Genomic DNA, 16974 nt, shown 5'->3' with positions numbered 1-16974 from the left:
TCGTTGTTGCATGCCCCGCCCCTGATGCCGGAGTTACTGGCCACCGCGCTGAACCGCTACGACGACCGGCCCGCCGTGCTGGTCGACGGGCAGACCGTCACCTACCGCGGCTACCGGGAGGCGGTCAGCCGCTGGTCGCAGGCCTACCGGTCGATCGGCATCGGGTCCGGTGACGGGATCTCGATCCTCGCGCGCAACCGCCCCGAGGTGCTGTTCGCCACCGGCGCGTCCACGATGGTCGGTGCGCGCGGCACGCCGCTGCACCCGCTGGGTTCGCTCGACGACCACGCCTACGTGCTGGAGAACGCCGACATCCACACGCTGGTGTTCGACCCGGCCCTGGAGGAGCACGTCGCGGCGCTGAAGGAGAAGGCGCCCGGGCTCGAGCGGCTGCTCTCGCTCGGCCCGTCGTCGATCGCCGAGAACATCGCCGACCTGGCGGCCGGGTTCACGCCGGAGGAGCGCCTGGTCGCGCCGGTCGTCGACGCCGAGGCCGTCTCGTCGATGTCGTTCACCGGCGGCACCACCGGGCGCCCCAAGGGCGTGCTGATCTCCTACCGCGGCGGCGCCGAGCTGACCCGCATCCAGATGGCCGAGTGGCAGTTCCCCGAGGACATCCGGTTCCTGATCGCCGCACCGCTCTCGCACGCCGCGGGCGCGTTCACGCTCCCGGTGCTGCTGGCCGGCGGTTCCTTCGTCGTGCTGCCCGGCTTCACCCCCGGCGGCTGGATCAAGGCCGTCGAGGAACACCGCATCACCTCGACGATGATCGTGCCGGCGATGCTGTACGCGATCCTGGACCACCCCGACCTGGCCGGCGCGGACGTGTCCAGCCTGGAGACCGTGTTCTACGGCGCCTCGGCCGCGTCACCGGCCCGGCTGGCGCAGGCCATCGAGCGCTTCGGCCCGGTGTTCTTCCAGTTCTACGGGCAGAACGAGGCCCCGATGACGATCACCGTGCTGCGCAAGGAGGAGCACACGCCGGACAAGCTGGCCACCTGCGGCCGTCCGGTGCCCTGGGTGCGCGCGGCGCTGCTCGACGAGAACTGCGAGCCGGTCGCGCCGGGTGAGCCCGGCGAGATCTGCGTCCAGGGCGCGCTGGTGATGAACGGCTACAACAAGCTGCCCGACGAGACCGCCGAGGCGTTCCGCGGCGGCTGGCTGCACACCGGCGACGTGGCCCGCGAGGACGCCGACGGCTACTGGACGATCGTCGACCGCACCAAGGACATGATCGTCTCCGGCGGTTTCAACGTGTTCCCGCGCGAGGTCGAGGACGTGCTCACCACGCATCCCGACGTGTCCGCGGCCGCGGTGATCGGCGTCCCCGACGAGAAGTGGGGCGAGGCGGTGAAGGCGGTGGTGGTGCCCCGCCCGGGCGCGACCATCGACGAGGCCGCCCTGATCGCGCTGGTCCGCGAGGCCAAGGGCCCGATCCACGCGCCGAAGTCCATCGACCTCGCCGAGTCGATCCCCCTCACGCCCGTCGGCAAGGCCGACAAGAAGGCACTCCGCGAGAAGTACTGGGCCGGTTCGGCCCGCCGCGTCGGCTGACGTCTCCCCCTGGAGAGAAGGAGCAACGATGCTCACGTACGACAAGTTCTACATCGGGGGCGAGTGGGTCGCTCCCGCCGGGAACTCGGTGTTCGACGTCGTCTCCCCCGCGTCCGAAGAGGTCGTCGGGCGCGTGCCGGAAGCGTCGAACGCCGACGTGGACGCGGCCGTCGCCGCGGCCAGGCGGGCGTTCGACGAGGGCCCGTGGCCGCGTACGTCCGGGGCCGAGCGCGCCGACGCGATGGCGCGGCTGTCGGGCATCATCAACGAGCGCCTCGAGGACTTCGCCCGCACGATCAGCACCGAGATGGGCTCGCCGCTGCAGTTCTCCCGGCTGGGCCAGGTGCTGGCGGCCACGATGGCGCTGGACTTCTTCACCGGGCTGGCCCGCGAGACGCAGTGGGAGGAGACCCGGGCCGGGCTGCTCGGCCCCACCGTCGTGCGGCGCGCCCCGGTCGGCGTCGTCGCGGCCATCGTGCCGTGGAACGTGCCGATCTACGTGAGCATGCTCAAGCTGGCTCCGGCGCTGGCCGCGGGCTGCACGGTCGTGCTCAAGCCGGCGCCGGCCAGCCCGATCTCCGCGCAACTGCTGGCCGAGGCGGTCGAGGCCGCGGGCATCCCGGCCGGTGTCGTGAACGTCGTGCCCGCCGACCGGGCCGTCGGTGAGTACCTGGTGACGCACCCCGGCATCGACAAGGTCAGCTTCACCGGCAGCACCGCGGCCGGGCGCCGCATCGCGAGCCTGTGCGGCGAGAACCTGCGCCGGGTGACGCTGGAGCTCGGCGGCAAGTCCGCGGCCGTGCTGCTGCCCGACGTCGATCTCGCGACCGCGCTGCCGCAGGTGGTCAACGTCGGGCTGATGAACAACGGCCAGGCGTGCGTGGCCCAGACCCGCATCCTGGCCCCGCGCGACCGGTACTCCGAGATCGTCGAGGCCGTCGTCGCGCAGGTCGCCGCGCAGGTCGTCGGCGATCCGCTGGCCGAGGAGACGCACATCGGCCCGCTGGTCAGCGCCGGCCAGCGGGAACGGGTCGAGGGCTACCTCGCGGCCGGGAAGAAGGAGGGCGCCACGGTGGCGCTCGGCGGCGGCCGACCCAAGGGCTTCGACCGCGGCTGGTACGTCGAGCCGACCGTCTTCTCCGACGTCGACAACAGCATGACGATCGCCCAGGAGGAGATCTTCGGGCCGGTGCTGTCGGTGATCCCCTACGGCGACGTCGACGACGCGGTGAAGATCGCGAACGACTCGCGCTACGGCCTGTCCGGTTCGGTGTGGACGGCCGACCCGGACGCCGGGCTGGACATCGCGCGCCGGGTGCGCACCGGCACGTTCAACGTCAACACGTTCATGTTGGAGAACTGCGCGCCGTTCGGCGGCTTCAAGGAGTCCGGTCTCGGCCGGGAGCTCGGCCCCGAGGGCCTCGCCGCCTACATCGAGTACCAGTCCGTGAACCTGCCCGCGTAGGAGCGTGCGTCAATGAAGACGAAGGCCGCTGTTCTCTGGGACCGCAACCAGCCGTGGAGCGTCGAGGAGGTCGACCTCGACCCGCCGAAGGCCGGCGAGGTGCTCGTCAAGATGATCCACACCGGCATGTGCCACTCCGACGACCACGTCGTCACCGGGGACATGCCGGCGATCACGCCGATCGTCGGCGGCCACGAGGGCGCCGGCATCGTCGAGGAGGTGGGCGAGGGCGTCACGTCGCTCAAGCCCGGCGACCACGTCGTCCCGATGTTCATCCCGGCGTGCGGGCAGTGCCGCTGGTGCGCGCAGGGCCGCTCGAACCTGTGCGACGTCGGCGGGACGCTGATGATGGGCATCGGGCTGGACGGCACCACCCGGCTGCACGCCCGCGGGCAGGACGTCTACACGATGTGCTTCCTGTCGACGTTCAGCCAGTACGCGGTGATGAACGCGCACTCGCTGGTGAAGATCCCGGACGACATCCCGCTGGACGCGGCGGCGCTGGTCGGGTGCGGCGTGACGACCGGCTACGGCTCCTCGGTGCACACCGCGAAGGTGCAGCCCGGCGAGACCGTCGTGGTCGTCGGCATCGGCGGGGTGGGCGCGGCGGCCGTGCAGGGTGCCCGCATCGCCGGCGCGGAGCAGATCGTCGCGGTCGACCCGGTCGAGTTCAAGCGTGAGCAGGCGAAGATCTTCGGCGCCACGCACACCGCGGCCAGCGTCGAGGAGGCCACCGAGCTGGTCCGCTCGATCACGCCCGACGGCATGATGGCCGACGCGGCGATCTACACCGTCGGCGTGGCGCGGGGCCCGGAGGTTGCCGGGCTCATGACGCTGGTGTCCAAGGGCGGCCGGGTCGTGGTCACCGCGGTGTCCCCGATGGAGGACACCCAGGTGACGATGTCGCTGTTCGAGCTGACGATCTGGCAGAAGGAGCTGCGCGGCACGCTGTTCGGCGCCGCGAACGGCCGCAAGGACATCCCCCAGCTGCTGCGGCTCTACCAGTCCGGTCAGCTGCTGCTCGACGAGATGATCACCAACCGGTACACCCTCGAGACGGTCAACGAGGGGTACAAGGACATGCACGCCGGGGTGAACATCCGCGGGGTGATCGACATTGAGCACGGTTGAGGCACCCCAGCTGACGGTCGGCGCCTTCTGGGGCGCCGACCCGCACGCCGGGTTGACGTGGCTGCGCGCGAACGACCCGGTCTACTGGGACGAACACGGCCAGGTGTGGGGCCTCACCCGCTACGCCGACGTGAAAGAGGCGTCGCTGCACCCGGAGCTGTTCTCCAACGCCGGTGGCATCCGGCCCGACCAGGACGCCACCCCGATGCTGATCGACCTCGACGACCCGGCGCACCTGCGCCGCCGCAAGCTGGTCAGCAAGGGGTTCACCCCGCGCCGGGTCGCCGACCAGCGGGCCCGCGTCGACCAGGTCACGCACGCGCTGATCGACAAGGTCTGCGAGCGCGGCGCGTGCGACTTCGTCTGGGACGTGGCCGCCTGGCTGCCGCTGATCGTCATCGGTGACCAGCTCGGTGTCCGGGGCGACCAGTACGAGAACCTGCTGCGCTGGTCGGACGACCTGATGCGGGGCCAGGGGGCGCAGGACGCGGGCCTGCAGGAGAAGATGATGGTCGCCGCCGCGGAGTACGGCGAGTACCTCTATCCGATCCTGGCCGACCGGCGGGAGAACGGCGGCGACGACCTGATCGGCGTGCTCGTGCGGGCCGAGGTCGACGGGCAGCGGCTCGACGACGACACGCTCTACTTCGACTCGCTGCTGCTGCTCATCGGCGGCGACGAGACCACGCGCCACGTCATCACCGGTGGGCTCTACCAGTTGCTGCGCGATCGCGAGCAGTGGGAGCGGCTGCGTGCCGACCGGTCGCTGCTGCCGGGCGCGATCGAGGAGATGCTGCGCTGGGTCAGCCCGATCCGGAACATGGCGCGCACGGTGACCCGCGACGTCACCTTCCGCGGTAAGGAACTGCGCGCCGGGCAGAAGGTGCTGCTGCTGTACCCGAGCGCGAACCGCGACGAGGCGGTGTTCGAGGACCCGTTCCGGTTCGACGTCACGCGTACCCCCAACAACCACCTGGCGTTCGGGGTCGGGTCGCACTTCTGCCTGGGCAGCTCGCTGGCCCGGCTGGAGCTGGAGTCGATCTTCACCGCGCTGCTCGACCGGCTGCCCGACCTCGCGCTCGCCGACGACACCGAGCCCGAACTCCGCCCGGCGACGTTCGTCAGCGGCTACGAGGGTCTGACCGTCACGTTCTCGCCGACCGCACCGCATGGTGTATCCCTCTGAGGGCGCACGGCGCGCACCCTGGTCGGGGCGCGCGCCGTCCACCGACGCGCACGACAAGATCGTCGACGCGACCGTCGACTGCATCCGGCAGTACGGCCTGGAGCGGACGTCGATCAGCTCGATCGCGGTGGCCGCGGGTGTCTCGCGGCCGACGGTCTACGCGTACTTCCCCTCGCGCGACGCGCTGGTCTCCGCCGCGATGGAGCGCTCGGCCGCGGCCGTGGCCGGCCGGGTCGTGGCGTCGGCACGCCGCCGGGCCCGCACCCCGGCGGAGTTCGCGGTGGAGGCGCTCGTCGTCGCGCGCCGGGAGTTCCGCAAGGAGCCGGCGTTCTACCCGATCAGCCACGCACGCACCGATCCGTGGGCGGTGGACCAGCAGCTCACCGAGGATTCGCTGGCGCTGACCCGCACGATCCTGCGGCCTCTCGTGGAGTACGACCCGCGGTTGGAGCCGCATCTGGACGAGATCACCGAGCTGCTCGTGCGGTGGCTGCTGTCGGTGCTGATGTACGACACGAAACGGACGTCGTCCGAGGCGAAGCTCCGGGCGTACCTGCACCGGGTGGTCGCACCCGTCATCGACGCCTATGTGGCGTGAAGGTCGTTCGCCAGCAGGTCGATGAAGCCGTCGGCGATGCGGTAGACCTCGCTCATCGCGACACCGTGGTAGATCGCCTGGGTGAGCATCGAGTGGATGATCGCCCACATCATCGTCGCGGAGTCCTCGGCGCGGCCCGGCCCCAGCACGGCGAAGTCATCCACGAGGCTCGCCTGGGCCACCTCGGCGAAGTCGGTGAGCAGCGCCTTCGCGTTCGGGTCGGTGCTGCTCTGCAGCAGGACGTGCACCTTGTAGAACTGCGGCTGCCGTTCGAACGCGGTGATCACGCCGCGGATGCGCGAACGCAGGTGCTGCTCGGGGTTCTTCCGGCGGGTGCGGCGCTCACCGGCCCGGCCGAGCGCCGACCACTCGAGCAGCACGGCCGCGTACAGGTGCTCCTTGGAGGAGAAGTAGCGGTAGAGCGTGCCGAGTGCGACGCCGGCCTCCTGGGCGACGTCGCGGATCTGGATGCGGTCGTACTCGTGCTTCTCGAGCAGCCGCAACCCGGCGACGACGATCCGCTCCCGGCGCGCGAGCTGCCAGGCGGGCAGGCCCTCCACCGAGAGGCCACCTGCCGTCCCCTGCGCGTGCTCGGCCATCGTCCGCCCTCTGGTCGTTTCTACCTCCGAAGCACGGTACTGGACAGGACGGGATCAACCACGTGGCAGGCGCAGGACACGTTCGGCGATGACGTTGAGCTGGATCTCGACCGTGCCGCCGCCGATGAGCTGAGCCGGGGTGTTGAGCGCGCGGCCGGCGACGTCGACCGCACCGCCGTGCACGGCCGCCTCCGGCCCGCCCAGGGCGAACGCGAGGTCGGCGGCGTCGCGGTGCAGTTGCGCGGACGCGACCTTCGCGATGCTGGCCCCGGCCCCGGGCTGCTGACCGGCGAGGCGGCGGAGCGCTTCCCGCACGGTGAGCGCCGAGACCGCGGCTCCGTAGGCGTTGACCCGGGCGAGCGCCCTGATCGCTTCGGGGCGGTCGACCGCGCCCTTCTCGATCAGCGTGCGGATCGGCTCCTCGTCGGTGCTGCCGAGCGTCGCGCTGATCGACGTGCGCTCGTTGCCGAGGGTCGTCATCGTCAGGCGCCAGCCCTCGCCGGGCGCCCCGACCAGACAGTCGTCGGGGACGAACACGTCGGTGAGGAAGACCTCGTTGAACTCGGCGTTGCCGGTGGCCTGCCGGAGCGGGCGGACGTCGACGCCGGGCGTGCGCAGGTCGACCAGGAAGTAGCTGATGCCCCGGTGTTTCGGGGCGTCCGGGTCGGTGCGGGCCAGGCAGATGCCCCAGTCGGCGAGGTGCGCGGCGGAGGTCCAGACCTTCTGGCCGTTCAGCCGCCAGCCGCCGTCGACCTTGACCGCCCTGGTCGCGAGCCCGGCCAGGTCGGAGCCGGCGCCGGGCTCGCTGAACAGCTGGCACCAGACCAGTTCCCCGCGCAGCGTCGGGCCGGCGAAGCGTTCGACCTGCGCGGCCGTGCCGTGGGCGAGGATCGTGGGCATCGCCCAGTCGCCGATCACGATCGACGGCGGGGCGAGGTCGCGGCGCGCGAACTCGTCGGCGATCACCAGTTGCTGGATCGGGGTGGCGGCGAGGCCGTGGGGCCGCGGCCAGTGCGGCGCGATGAGGCCGGCGTCGGCGAGGAGCGTGCGCCGGGGGCCGGTGCGGTGGCCGGGCTTCCCGACCGTGTCCTCGGGCAGCGCCAGCGCCTCGTCGATGATCTCGTTGACCCGCTGTCGCAGCTCCGGCTCCGCGTCGTGCAGTGCGACGCCGCTGCTGCGGCGGGAGGTGAGCGCGGCCTCCCCGAGCTCGGCCAGCCAGGTGCCGGTCGGGCCGGTGACCGACGCCAGGCTCATCGCGCGCCGCCAGTAGAGGTGGACGTCGTGCTCCCAGGTGAAGCCGATGCCGCCGAAGAGCGTCACGGCCTCCAGCACCGCGTCGGGTGCCCGGCCGAGCGCGACGACGGCCGCGCCACCGGCCGCGAGGCGCTGCTGGTCGAGGTCCTCGTCGAGGCTGCGGACGGCGTCCCAGGCGGCGGCCGCGGCGAGCTCCGCGGCGACGAGGAGCCGGGCCGCCTTGTGCTTGACCGCCTGGAACGACCCGATCGTGCGCCCGAACTGCTCGCGGACCCCGGCGTAGTCCACCGTGGCCCGCACGGCCCAGGCCAGCACACCGGCGACCTCGGCCGCGCTGAGCGCCGTCACCAGGTACCGCACCGCGTCGGCGTCGATGGCGCCGAGCTCCGGGCCCGCGGGCACGCCGGCCAGGTCCAGCCGCCCCACGCCGCGGGTGAGGTCGACCCCGTCCTCGGTGTGGACGTCGGCGGCGGTGACCTGGAGCCGGACCCAGACCGTGCGGGGCTCGGCCGGCGGGTCGACGCGTGCCGCGCCCTCGTCGGTGAGCACGACGCCGGTGCCGGCGGCGTCGGCGACGGTGGCGCCCACGATCACGACGTCGGCGCCCGGGAGGCCCAGCACCGGGGCGCTGCGTCCGGTGAGGACCCAGCCGTCGTCGGAGGCGGTGGCGGTGATCCCGGCGCCGGGGTGCACCAGCGCGGCGGTGGCGCCGGCCGCCAACTCGTCCAGCAGCCCGGCGCGGACGTCGCTCGCGGGGGCGCGGGAGACGACGGCGGACGCGAGCACGGTGGGGCCGAACGGGCCGGGCAGCAGCCCGCGACCGGCCTCCTCGAGGACCACCGCGAGCTCGGCCAGGCCACCGCCCTGCCCGCCGTGTTCCTCGGGCAGGTGCACGGCGTGCAGGCCCTGCGCGGTCAGGGCGGCCCAGTACGCGGGCTTCTCCCCGGCCGCCAGCGCCGCCGCCGAGGCCCGGGTGCGCGCGATCGGCGCGTGCCGCGCGACGAACCCGCTCACCGCGGCACCGAGCTCGAGCTGATCTTCCGTCACCGCGATGGACATACGTCCACGGTAAGTGAATTGGATTCTACTTGTACAGCGGAGACCATCTCAGATATACAAAATACGACGGCGCCGACGCTGCTCGCCGGGGGTTCGCATGCTGACCAACGACCTCGACCGCCTGCCACCGGAGACCCGCGCCGCGCTCGTCGGCCCCGGCTCCCCGTTCGAACTCGTCCGCGCCGACGTCCGCGGTGTGCCGATGACGGTCTTCGCGAACCGGCCGCCGCACCTGCCCGCGCTGCTGCGTTCCGCGGCCGACCAGCACCCCGACCGGCCCTACCTGGTGTTCCCCGAGCGCCGGCTCACGTACGCCGAGACCGTCGAGCAGGTCGCCGCGCTGGCCTCGGTGCTGCGTGGCGCACACGGCGTCGGCCGGGGCGACCGGGTCGCGCTGGTCGGCGCGAACAGCCTCGAGTACGCGCTCACGCTGTGGGCGCTGGCCTGGCTCGGCGCGGTGAGCGTCAGCCTCAACGGCTGGTGGACCGGCGCCGAGCTCGACCACGGGCTCGCGCTCGCCCAGCCGAAACTCCTGATCGGCGACGCCAAGCAACTGGGGCGCACGCGGGCGGAGGCGCTGGCGTTCGCCGATCTCCGCCCGGGGTCGTCCGGCGTTCCGGTCGACCCCGGTCTGCGCGAGGACGACCCGGTCTCGATCCTCTTCACCAGCGGCACCACCGGCCGTTCCAAGGGTGCGGTCATCACCCACCGGGGGCTGGTCAACTTCGCCCAGGACGCCCAGTTGCGCGGCTACACCGAGTCGCTCCTGTCCGGCGCCGCCGACCCGCCGCCGGGCGCGCCGGTCGCGCTCGTCGTCAGCCCGTTCTTCCACATCTCCGGGCTCGGGCCGCTGCTCGGCGGCGGGCCGTACAACGGGATGACGATGGTGTTCCCGCCCCCGGGCCGGTGGGATCCGCTGGTGCACCTGGAGCTGACCGAGCGCCACGGCGTCACCCAGTGGTCCGGGGTACCCACCCAGCTCGTGCGGTTGCTGCGCCACCCCGACCTGCACCGCTTCGACGTCGGCACGGTCCGGACGCTCGGCATGGGCGGCGCGCCGATCACCGCCGAGCTGGCCGCGCTGTTCGGCGCGGTGCTGCCGGGCGCGCGGCCGGCGCAGGGCTTCGGGATGAGCGAGACCTGCGGCCAGGGCACGACGATCGCCGGGGCGCGGATGGTCGGGCACCCGCAGTCGATCGGGCTGGCCACCCCCACGTCGGAGGTGACGATCCGGGACGCGTCCGGCGAGGACGTCGCCGACGGCGAGGTCGGCGAGATCGCGATCCGCTCCCCCAGCGGTTTCCTCGGCTACTGGAACGACCCGGACGCCACCGCGGCCGTGCTCGACGCGGACGGCTGGTACCGCACCGGCGACTACGGCCGCGTCGTCGACGGCATGCTCCAGCTGGAGAGCCGGCTGCGCGACATGGTCATCCGCGGCGGGGAGAACGTCTACCCGATCGAGATCGAGAACCGGCTGTCGGAGCACCCGCGGATCCTCGACGCGGCGGTGATCGGGGTGCCGCACGACGAACTCGGCCAGGAGGTGATGGCGGTCGTGGTCGGCCGCCTGACGGAGGTCGAGGTCCGGGAGTGGTGTGCGCGGACGCTCGCGCCGTACAAAGTGCCCGCGCACGTCCGGTTCGTCGACGCGCTCCCCTACAGCGCGACCGGCAAGCTGCTCAAGCGCGAACTCGAGAAGCGGGTTCTCGACTAAATGGACGATCTCCACGGGTGGGGCCCGGCGCTCTCGGCGATCCAGGACCGGCACGCCGCCGCACTGCGGATGGGTGGAGCGGACCGCCTGGCCCGGCAGGCCTCGCGTGGCCGGCTCTCCGCGCGCGAGCGGTTGGCCGCCCTGTTCGACCGCGGCTCGTTCACCGAGCTCGGTCAGCTCATGGGCGCGACCGCGGAACCACCGGTCAACGCGGACGGGTTCGTGGCCGGCTGGGGCCGCGTCGACGGGCGGCCGGTGCTGGCCGGCGCCGAGGACGTGACAGTGCTCGGCGGTTCGATCGGCGCGGGCGGGTCGGACAAGCGCTTCCGCCTCACCCAGCTGGCCGCCCAGGAACGCGTCCCGCTGGTCGCGCTGGTGGAGGGGGCCGGACACCGGGTCACCGACACCGGCCGGCCCGGACGCCGCCCCGGTGACCTGGGCGGGCTGGCCGACCTGTCCGGCGTCGTGCCGCTGGTGTGCCTGGTGCTGGGCGCGTCGGCCGGGCACGGGGCGCTGTTCGCACCGCTCTCGGACTACGTCGTGATGACGTCGGGCGCGTCGATCTTCGCCGCTGGGCCACCGCTGGTGCGGTCGGCGACCGGCGAGGTGGTCACCAAGGAGGAGCTCGGCGGCCCGGAGGTGGCGGTCGGGGCCGGCGTCGTCCACGACGTGGTGCCGGACGACACCACCGCGATCGCGCGGGCACGGCGCTACCTGGCGCACTTCCCGTCCTCGGCGGAGGAACCCGCGCCGGTGCGGCCCGGGCGCGACGTGGGGCGTCGTCGCGTCGACGTGCTGCGGTTGATCCCGCCGGATCCGCGGCGCCCGTACCCGATCACGCCGGTGCTGGCGGAGGTCGTCGACGACGGTTCGCTGCTCGTGCTGCAACCGGGCTTCGGAGCCTCGATCGTCACCGCGCTGGCGTTCTTCGGCGGGCGCAGCGTGGCGATCGTCGCCAACGACCCGAGCGTGCGCGCGGGCACGATCGACGCCGACGCGGCCGCCAAAGCCGCCCGGTTCCTGCAGGTCGCCGACGCGTTCGGGCTGCCGTGCGTGTTCCTCGCCGACAATCCGGGCGTGGCGGCGGGCAGCGCGGCCGAGCGCAGCGGGATCCTGCGTTCCGCGGCCCGGCTCTACGCGGTGCAGCGCCGGCTGCGCGTTCCCAAACTGCACGTGACGCTGCGCAAGGCGTTCGGGTTCGGGTCGTCGGTGATGGCGATGAACGCGTTCGACGGCCAGACCGTGACGCTCGCGTTCCCGTCGATCACGCTGGGGGCGCTGCCGGCGACCTCGGACGCCGGCGCGATCGCCGACCCGGACGAACGCGCGAAGGTCGCCCGCGAACAGGCGGCCGCGTCGCTCCACGGGGCCGCGAGCCTCGCCTACGACGCGGTCATCGACCCCCGTGACCTCCGCGACGCGCTCCTGTCGGGGCTGGAGCTGTCCGACGCGCGCCGCCGCGCCGCCGGCCCGGGGACGGGGATCCTGCCGTGAAGCTCGGTCTGCGACTCAACCTGTACCGGTCGGCGACGCTCGACGTGCCGCTGGAGCTGGTCCGCCGGGCGGAACAGCTCGGGTACCACTCGGTGTGGACGGCCGAGGCGTACGGGGCCGACGCGCTGACGCCGCTGGCGTTCCTGGCCGCGCACACCTCCCGGATCGCCCTCGGCACCGCGGTGGTGCAGCTGGCCGCGCGGCCACCCGCGACGCTCGCGATGCAGGCGATGACGATCGACGCGCTCGCCGGCGGCAACCGGCTCATCCTGGGGATCGGGGTGTCCGGGCCACAGATCGTCGAGGGCTGGTACGGCCAGCCGTGGGGGCGTCCGCACCAGCGGTTGCGTGACTACGTGACGATCGTGCGCCAGGTGCTGGACCGGTCCGCCCCGGTGGTGCACTCCGGGCCCGAGATCTCCCTGCCGTACGCCGGGCCGGGGGCGCTGGGCCAGGGCACGGCCCTGCGCTCGATCCTGCACCCGGTGGCGCCGATCCCGATCTGGCTCGCGACCGGCGGGCCGCGCAACACCGCACTGGCCGCGGAGCTCGCCGACGGCTGGCTCCCGATGGGGCTGGGCCCGTCGGGCGTGCCTCCGCGGCTGCGCGGTCTCGAGGTGTTCACCGGCGTCACCGTGCAGCTCACCGAGGACGTCGGCGGCACGCTCGACGCGATGCGTCCGCTGACCGCGATGTACGTCGGCGGCATGGGCAGCGCCACGCACAACTACCACCGCGACGCGATGGCCCGCCGGGGCTTCCCGGAGGCCGCCGAGGTGATCGGTGAGCTGTGGCGCGCCGGTCGCCGCGCGGAGGCGGAGGCCGCGGTGCCGGTCGAGTACCTGGAGCAGACCGCGCTGCTGGGCTCCCCGGATCGCATCCGGCGTCGCTGGGACGCCGGTTTCGTGCCGCCCGGTGTCACCGGCGTCATCGTCGACGCCCGGCAGACCGCGGCGGTGGAACTCATGGCGGAGCTGGTCGCATGCTGAACGTCGACGTACCCGCGGACGGTGTCCGCCGGGTGACCCTGAACCGGCCGGAGAAGCGCAACGCGCTCTCCCGCGACCTGCTACGCGCGCTCCTGGCGACGCTGCGCGAGCACGACGCCGACCCGGACGTGCGGGTCACGATCCTGCGCGGCGCCGGGCCGTGTTTCTCGTCGGGCTACGACCTGTCCGGGCCGCTGCTGGACGCGTCGTCTCCCACCGACGGACAGTGGTCGCGCCACGTGAACGACACCTGGTTCTCCGTCTGGGACCTCGCCAAGCCGGTCATCGCCCAGATCCACGGCTACGCGATCGCCGGCGCCACCGAGCTGGCGTCCGCCTGCGACCTGGTCTACGTCGCGTCGGACGCACGGATCAGCTATCCCGTGGTCCGGGTCGCGAGCCCTCCGGACTGGCAGTACCACACCGTGCTGCTGGGCCTGCGCCGCGCGATGGAGCTGATGCTCACCGGCGACCCGATCGACGGCGCCGAAGCCGCCCGGATCGGCTTCGCGAACCGGGATTTTCCCCCGGAGTCCCTCGAGGCCTCGGTGCTGGAGGTCGCGGTCCGGATCGCGGGTGTGCCCAGTGATCTGACGCAGCTCAACAAACGGTCGGTGCACCGGGCGTTCGATGTGTGGGGCGCTCGTGCGGCGATCCGGGCGGGGACGGAGTTGCAGGCGTTGGCCGGGCACACCGAGTCGGCCCGCGCGTTTCGCGCCGATGCGCTGGAAGCCGTGAAGCGCGCCGCCCGCGGCGAGTGACCCGCCCGACCGATTCCACGGTCGGTTGCCGGGCCGGGAAGTGTGGGCTTCCGGTATCCCGCCCGAAGACCGGCCAACCGCCCATCCACGTCGCTGATGGTGGTAGCCCGAACTCCCGAATCGATTGGCAGGCCACACGCCGGTCTCACCTGCGCGCTGCGGGTGATCGCACCGGCCTACCTCGATGACACCGCCGATCAGCCGGCGCAGCGTTCGGTAGAGACCGCCATCGCGGCGTACTCGAGCGAACGCGGCCGGTGCGACGACACTCACTGATCCGCCGCCCGGCCTGCATTCGAAGCCGGCTCGGAGGCGAGCGCCTGCTGACGGCGGACGACACCGCGATCGCGCGCTCCCGCGGTGCGCGAGCGCGGGGCCCAGTGCAATGCTGACGCCGTGATCACCTGCGTCGTGCACTACACCATCGATCCCACCCAGATCGAGGCATTCGAACGCTTCGCCCGGGAATGGATGCGGCTGGTGACCCAGCACGGCGGCGTCCATCACGGTTACTTCCTGCCGGCCGAGGGCGCCAGCGACCGGGCCGAGGCGCTGTTCAGCTTCGAGAGCCTGGCCGCCTACGAGCGGTACCGCACCCGGTTCGGCGAGGACCCGGAGTTCATCGCAGCGGACGCCATCCGCGAGGAGTCGGGCTGCGTCCTGCGCTACGAACGGACCTTCATGCGCCCGCTCCTGCCCAACAGCTGAACCCACCCTGCGGCCGTCGTCGGTACGCGAAGTGAATGTTCCGATCATCATCCGGGCTGCAACCGTCCACCATGCGGACGCCCGAGCGGCGTCGAGCCGGGCGTGGCCGATCGTGCGACCTGTCCCAGTGACCTGCCTGGTGCCTGATCGGCATCGAACGGGAACAGTTCGCATCGTCGATCTCTCGTGCGCGCATGCAACCTTTCCTCGTGGAGCCTCCGTCCTTCTGGCGTGACATCGTGCGGCGAGGAGGCCCGATTTGCGGAGAGCCGATGAGGAACAATTCCGTGTCTTCGTGAGCGAGCGCATGGAGCGCTGGCGACGCGGCGCGTTCCTGCTGTGCCGCGATTGGCACGCCGCCGACGACGTGGTCGCGGTGACGGTGGGCCGGATCTTCGAGAAGTGGCGGAAGGTCGCCGCCGCGGACAACCCCGACGCCTATGCGCGGCGCATGCTGGCCCGAGCCTGGGCCGACGAGTGTCGCCGCTCGTGGCGTCGGGAGTTACCCAGCGACGACCTGCCCGACGGCGCACTGCCCGCGGATCACCGGATCGAGGACCAACAATCGCTGGCCGAACTCCTCGAGTCACTGGGCCCGCGGCAGCGCGCGGTGGTCGTGCTGCGGTTCTACCTCAACCTGTCGGTCGAGGAGACCGCGGAGGCGTTGGGCATCTCATCCGGAACCGTGAAGAGCCAGTCGGCGCGCGCACTGACCACGCTGCGCTCGCTCGCCAACCAGGCCTGACAGGAGGCGACAGAATGACGCAGCAGATGTTCGACGACCTGGTCGGCCAGCCTCCGCCGTCGACGGTCGACGTGGACGCGATCATCCGGGACCGGACACGGCGGCGGCGAATCCGTCAGGCCCCGATCGTGGTGGCGGCGGTGGCGGTGATCGCGGTCGGAGCGACCGTCGCCGGCTTCGGCCACCTCGGCACCGGACCCACCTCCGGGGGTGACGTCGTCGTCGGCAAGGCACCGGCCGGCGGCACCAAGATCCGGCTGGTCGTGGACACCGCGGAGGGTAAGGCCAAGAGCGCGGAAGAGCTGACCAGGGCCTACGACGAAGCGGTGAAGAAGGCAGTGCCCGGCGCCGAGTGGAAGGACGGCACGGCCCCTCGGGTGACCGACGCGGAAGCCGGACCTCCGGCCGAGTTCATTTTCGGCGCGACCCTGATCGTCGACGGCAAGCCCGGAGCGCTGGTCATCCAGATCGAGAACTCCGGCGAAGAGCCCTATGACCTCGCCTCGTTCCCCCTGAACTGTGACAACCCGGATGGACACTGCAAGGTGACGGAGGGCCCCAACGGCGAGAAGCTCGTTGTCCGCCGGTGGGACTTCCGGGACGGCGCCTGGGAAAAGGGCGACGTCTACACCAACGTCACCGTCGGTCTGGGCGAAAACCGGACGCTGAGCCTGGAGTCGCACCAGGATCTGCTGACCGAGAAGCAGGTCAGCGCGATCGTCTCCGACCTCGCCAGCCGCATCGAGTAACGCCCTTCGGCGGATCACACGCTCGGCGGACGTCGTGGTGGCTCTCCCACCGGCGACGTTCAGCCAGCGGTCAAGGCGGCACTCAGAAGCGGCCCGGAACGCTGTGGGCGTTCCGGGCCGGGTGGCGGGGTGGGTCAGCTGCAGGGGTTGTAGTCCCAGCAGTCGTTGTAGCGCTTCTTGTGGTGGCGGCGACGGCGCGGCTTGCACTCGTTGTAGTCCCAGTCGTTGCACTGGTTGTAGTCGTAGTCGTAGCAGCCGCTCATGTCGTCGCCTCCAGAAAGTGTGTGTTCCTGCTGTGCCACTACCTTCGCGCGGATCGGCGGCCGGCTCGATCGGCGGCGCGACGGCCGGAACGTTCGCTTCCGAACACTCGCTCGTGCGGCATCAGCGACGCGGACGGCACCACCTCGGCGGCGTCGGGCACGAGAACTCGACCTCTTACCGGCGGGCCGACCGCCAGCCCTCGCCAATACAGTACGGTCGTACTGTATTGGCGAGGGAGGGACATGATGCTTCATCACGTGCAGGTCGCGTGCCCGGCGGGCAGCGAGGATCGACTCCGAGCCTTCTACCGCGGAATCCTCGGCTGGGCGGAGCTGCCGAAGCCGCCGGCCCTGGCCGCGCGCGGCGGATGCTGGTTCCGGGTGCCCGGCGTCGGTGGTCCCGACAGTGAACTCCATGTCGGCGTCGAGGCCGACTTCCGGCCCGCGCGGAAAGCCCATCCGGCGTTCGTCACCGACGTGGACGCACTCGCCGACGCTCTGACCGCCGCCGGGTACCCCGTGTCGTGGGCCGACCCGAGCGAGATCCCGGGTCGGCGCCGGTTCCACACCGTCGACGCGGTAGGCAACCGACTGGAGTTCCTGTCGGCCCGACCGTCGCCGACGTAACGGACGCAGCCACCGGGGGCCTTGTCGCTGGCGCCCTCGGTCAACCGCGGCGACGTCGAAGCGACGCGGACGTAA

The 16974-nt window shown here is 72.1% G+C and carries 16 protein-coding genes; 13 read left to right on the top strand and 3 right to left on the bottom strand.

Features of this window, described 5'->3' with window-relative positions; translation table 11 throughout:
* Positions 1 to 24 precede the first annotated feature (24 nt).
* The 5 genes from ABD437_RS18095 to ABD437_RS18075 are packed head-to-tail and all read left to right on the top strand — an operon-like array spanning position 25 to position 5934.
* Positions 25 to 1554, top strand: coding sequence for an AMP-binding protein (locus ABD437_RS18095; RefSeq protein WP_344650010.1), 1530 nt, complete (start codon positions 25 to 27; stop codon positions 1552 to 1554).
* A gap of 28 nt (positions 1555 to 1582) precedes the next feature.
* Complete coding sequence (locus tag ABD437_RS18090; protein WP_344650009.1) at positions 1583 to 3019, top strand: aldehyde dehydrogenase; 1437 nt, start codon at positions 1583 to 1585, stop codon at positions 3017 to 3019.
* Between the two features lie 12 nt (positions 3020 to 3031).
* Positions 3032 to 4150, top strand: coding sequence for an NDMA-dependent alcohol dehydrogenase (locus tag ABD437_RS18085; protein ID WP_344650008.1), 1119 nt, complete (start codon positions 3032 to 3034; stop codon positions 4148 to 4150).
* A complete protein-coding gene (locus ABD437_RS18080; protein ID WP_344650007.1) occupies positions 4137 to 5336 on the top strand; it encodes a cytochrome P450 in 1200 nt (399 codons plus the stop codon). The genes ABD437_RS18085 and ABD437_RS18080 overlap by 14 nt, the downstream gene beginning before the upstream one ends.
* Complete coding sequence (locus ABD437_RS18075) at positions 5320 to 5934, top strand: TetR/AcrR family transcriptional regulator (RefSeq protein WP_344650006.1); 615 nt, start codon at positions 5320 to 5322, stop codon at positions 5932 to 5934. The genes ABD437_RS18080 and ABD437_RS18075 overlap by 17 nt, the downstream gene beginning before the upstream one ends.
* Here the strand turns inward: ABD437_RS18075 and ABD437_RS18070 are convergent.
* Together ABD437_RS18070 and ABD437_RS18065 are read right to left on the bottom strand one after the other, a co-directional pair.
* Positions 5922 to 6533, bottom strand: coding sequence for a TetR/AcrR family transcriptional regulator (locus ABD437_RS18070; protein ID WP_344650005.1), 612 nt, complete (start codon positions 6531 to 6533; stop codon positions 5922 to 5924). The genes ABD437_RS18075 and ABD437_RS18070 overlap by 13 nt on opposite strands.
* Positions 6534 to 6587: 54 nt before the next feature.
* The gene (locus ABD437_RS18065; RefSeq protein ID WP_344650004.1) at positions 6588 to 8846 is read right to left on the bottom strand and encodes an acyl-CoA dehydrogenase family protein; all 2259 of its coding nucleotides are present in this window, start codon (positions 8844 to 8846) and stop codon (positions 6588 to 6590) included.
* A gap of 97 nt (positions 8847 to 8943) precedes the next feature.
* Here ABD437_RS18065 and ABD437_RS18060 point away from each other — a divergent pair, with 97 nt between their 5' ends.
* The 7 genes from ABD437_RS18060 to ABD437_RS18030 all read left to right on the top strand — a co-directional run bounded on the left by ABD437_RS18060 (position 8944) and on the right by ABD437_RS18030 (position 16009).
* Positions 8944 to 10563, top strand: coding sequence for a class I adenylate-forming enzyme family protein (locus tag ABD437_RS18060; protein WP_344650003.1), 1620 nt, complete (start codon positions 8944 to 8946; stop codon positions 10561 to 10563).
* On the top strand, positions 10564 to 12057 hold the full coding sequence (locus ABD437_RS18055; protein ID WP_344650002.1) for an acyl-CoA carboxylase subunit beta: 1494 nt from the start codon (positions 10564 to 10566) through the stop codon (positions 12055 to 12057).
* Positions 12054 to 13046 (top strand): LLM class flavin-dependent oxidoreductase, encoded by a 993-nt coding sequence (locus ABD437_RS18050; RefSeq protein ID WP_344650001.1) that lies wholly within the window; start codon positions 12054 to 12056, stop codon positions 13044 to 13046. The genes ABD437_RS18055 and ABD437_RS18050 overlap by 4 nt, the downstream gene beginning before the upstream one ends.
* A complete protein-coding gene (locus tag ABD437_RS18045; protein WP_344650000.1) occupies positions 13040 to 13807 on the top strand; it encodes an enoyl-CoA hydratase-related protein in 768 nt (255 codons plus the stop codon). Before ABD437_RS18050 ends, ABD437_RS18045 begins: the two co-directional genes overlap by 7 nt.
* Before the next feature lie 396 nt (positions 13808 to 14203).
* Positions 14204 to 14515 carry an NIPSNAP family protein gene (locus ABD437_RS18040; protein WP_344649999.1) on the top strand — a complete coding sequence of 104 codons (312 nt, stop codon included), beginning with the start codon at positions 14204 to 14206 and terminating at the stop codon, positions 14513 to 14515.
* A gap of 259 nt (positions 14516 to 14774) precedes the next feature.
* Positions 14775 to 15260 carry a SigE family RNA polymerase sigma factor gene (locus ABD437_RS18035; RefSeq protein ID WP_344649998.1) on the top strand — a complete coding sequence of 162 codons (486 nt, stop codon included), beginning with the start codon at positions 14775 to 14777 and terminating at the stop codon, positions 15258 to 15260.
* Between the two features lie 14 nt (positions 15261 to 15274).
* On the top strand, positions 15275 to 16009 hold the full coding sequence (locus tag ABD437_RS18030) for a hypothetical protein (RefSeq protein ID WP_344649997.1): 735 nt from the start codon (positions 15275 to 15277) through the stop codon (positions 16007 to 16009).
* A gap of 134 nt (positions 16010 to 16143) precedes the next feature.
* Here the strand turns inward: ABD437_RS18030 and ABD437_RS18025 are convergent, their stop codons facing one another.
* Positions 16144 to 16272, bottom strand: coding sequence for a hypothetical protein (locus tag ABD437_RS18025; RefSeq protein ID WP_281174598.1), 129 nt, complete (start codon positions 16270 to 16272; stop codon positions 16144 to 16146).
* 246 nt (positions 16273 to 16518) lie between these two features.
* Between ABD437_RS18025 and ABD437_RS18020 the strand changes: the two genes are divergently transcribed.
* Positions 16519 to 16899 (top strand): VOC family protein, encoded by a 381-nt coding sequence (locus ABD437_RS18020; protein ID WP_344650174.1) that lies wholly within the window; start codon positions 16519 to 16521, stop codon positions 16897 to 16899.
* The last annotated feature ends 75 nt before the right edge of the window (positions 16900 to 16974 follow it).

This window comes from Cryptosporangium japonicum (genome assembly GCF_039524755.1).
Classification (GTDB): domain Bacteria; phylum Actinomycetota; class Actinomycetes; order Mycobacteriales; family Cryptosporangiaceae; genus Cryptosporangium; species Cryptosporangium japonicum.
This window is presented reverse-complemented; position numbering and strand designations above follow the sequence as displayed.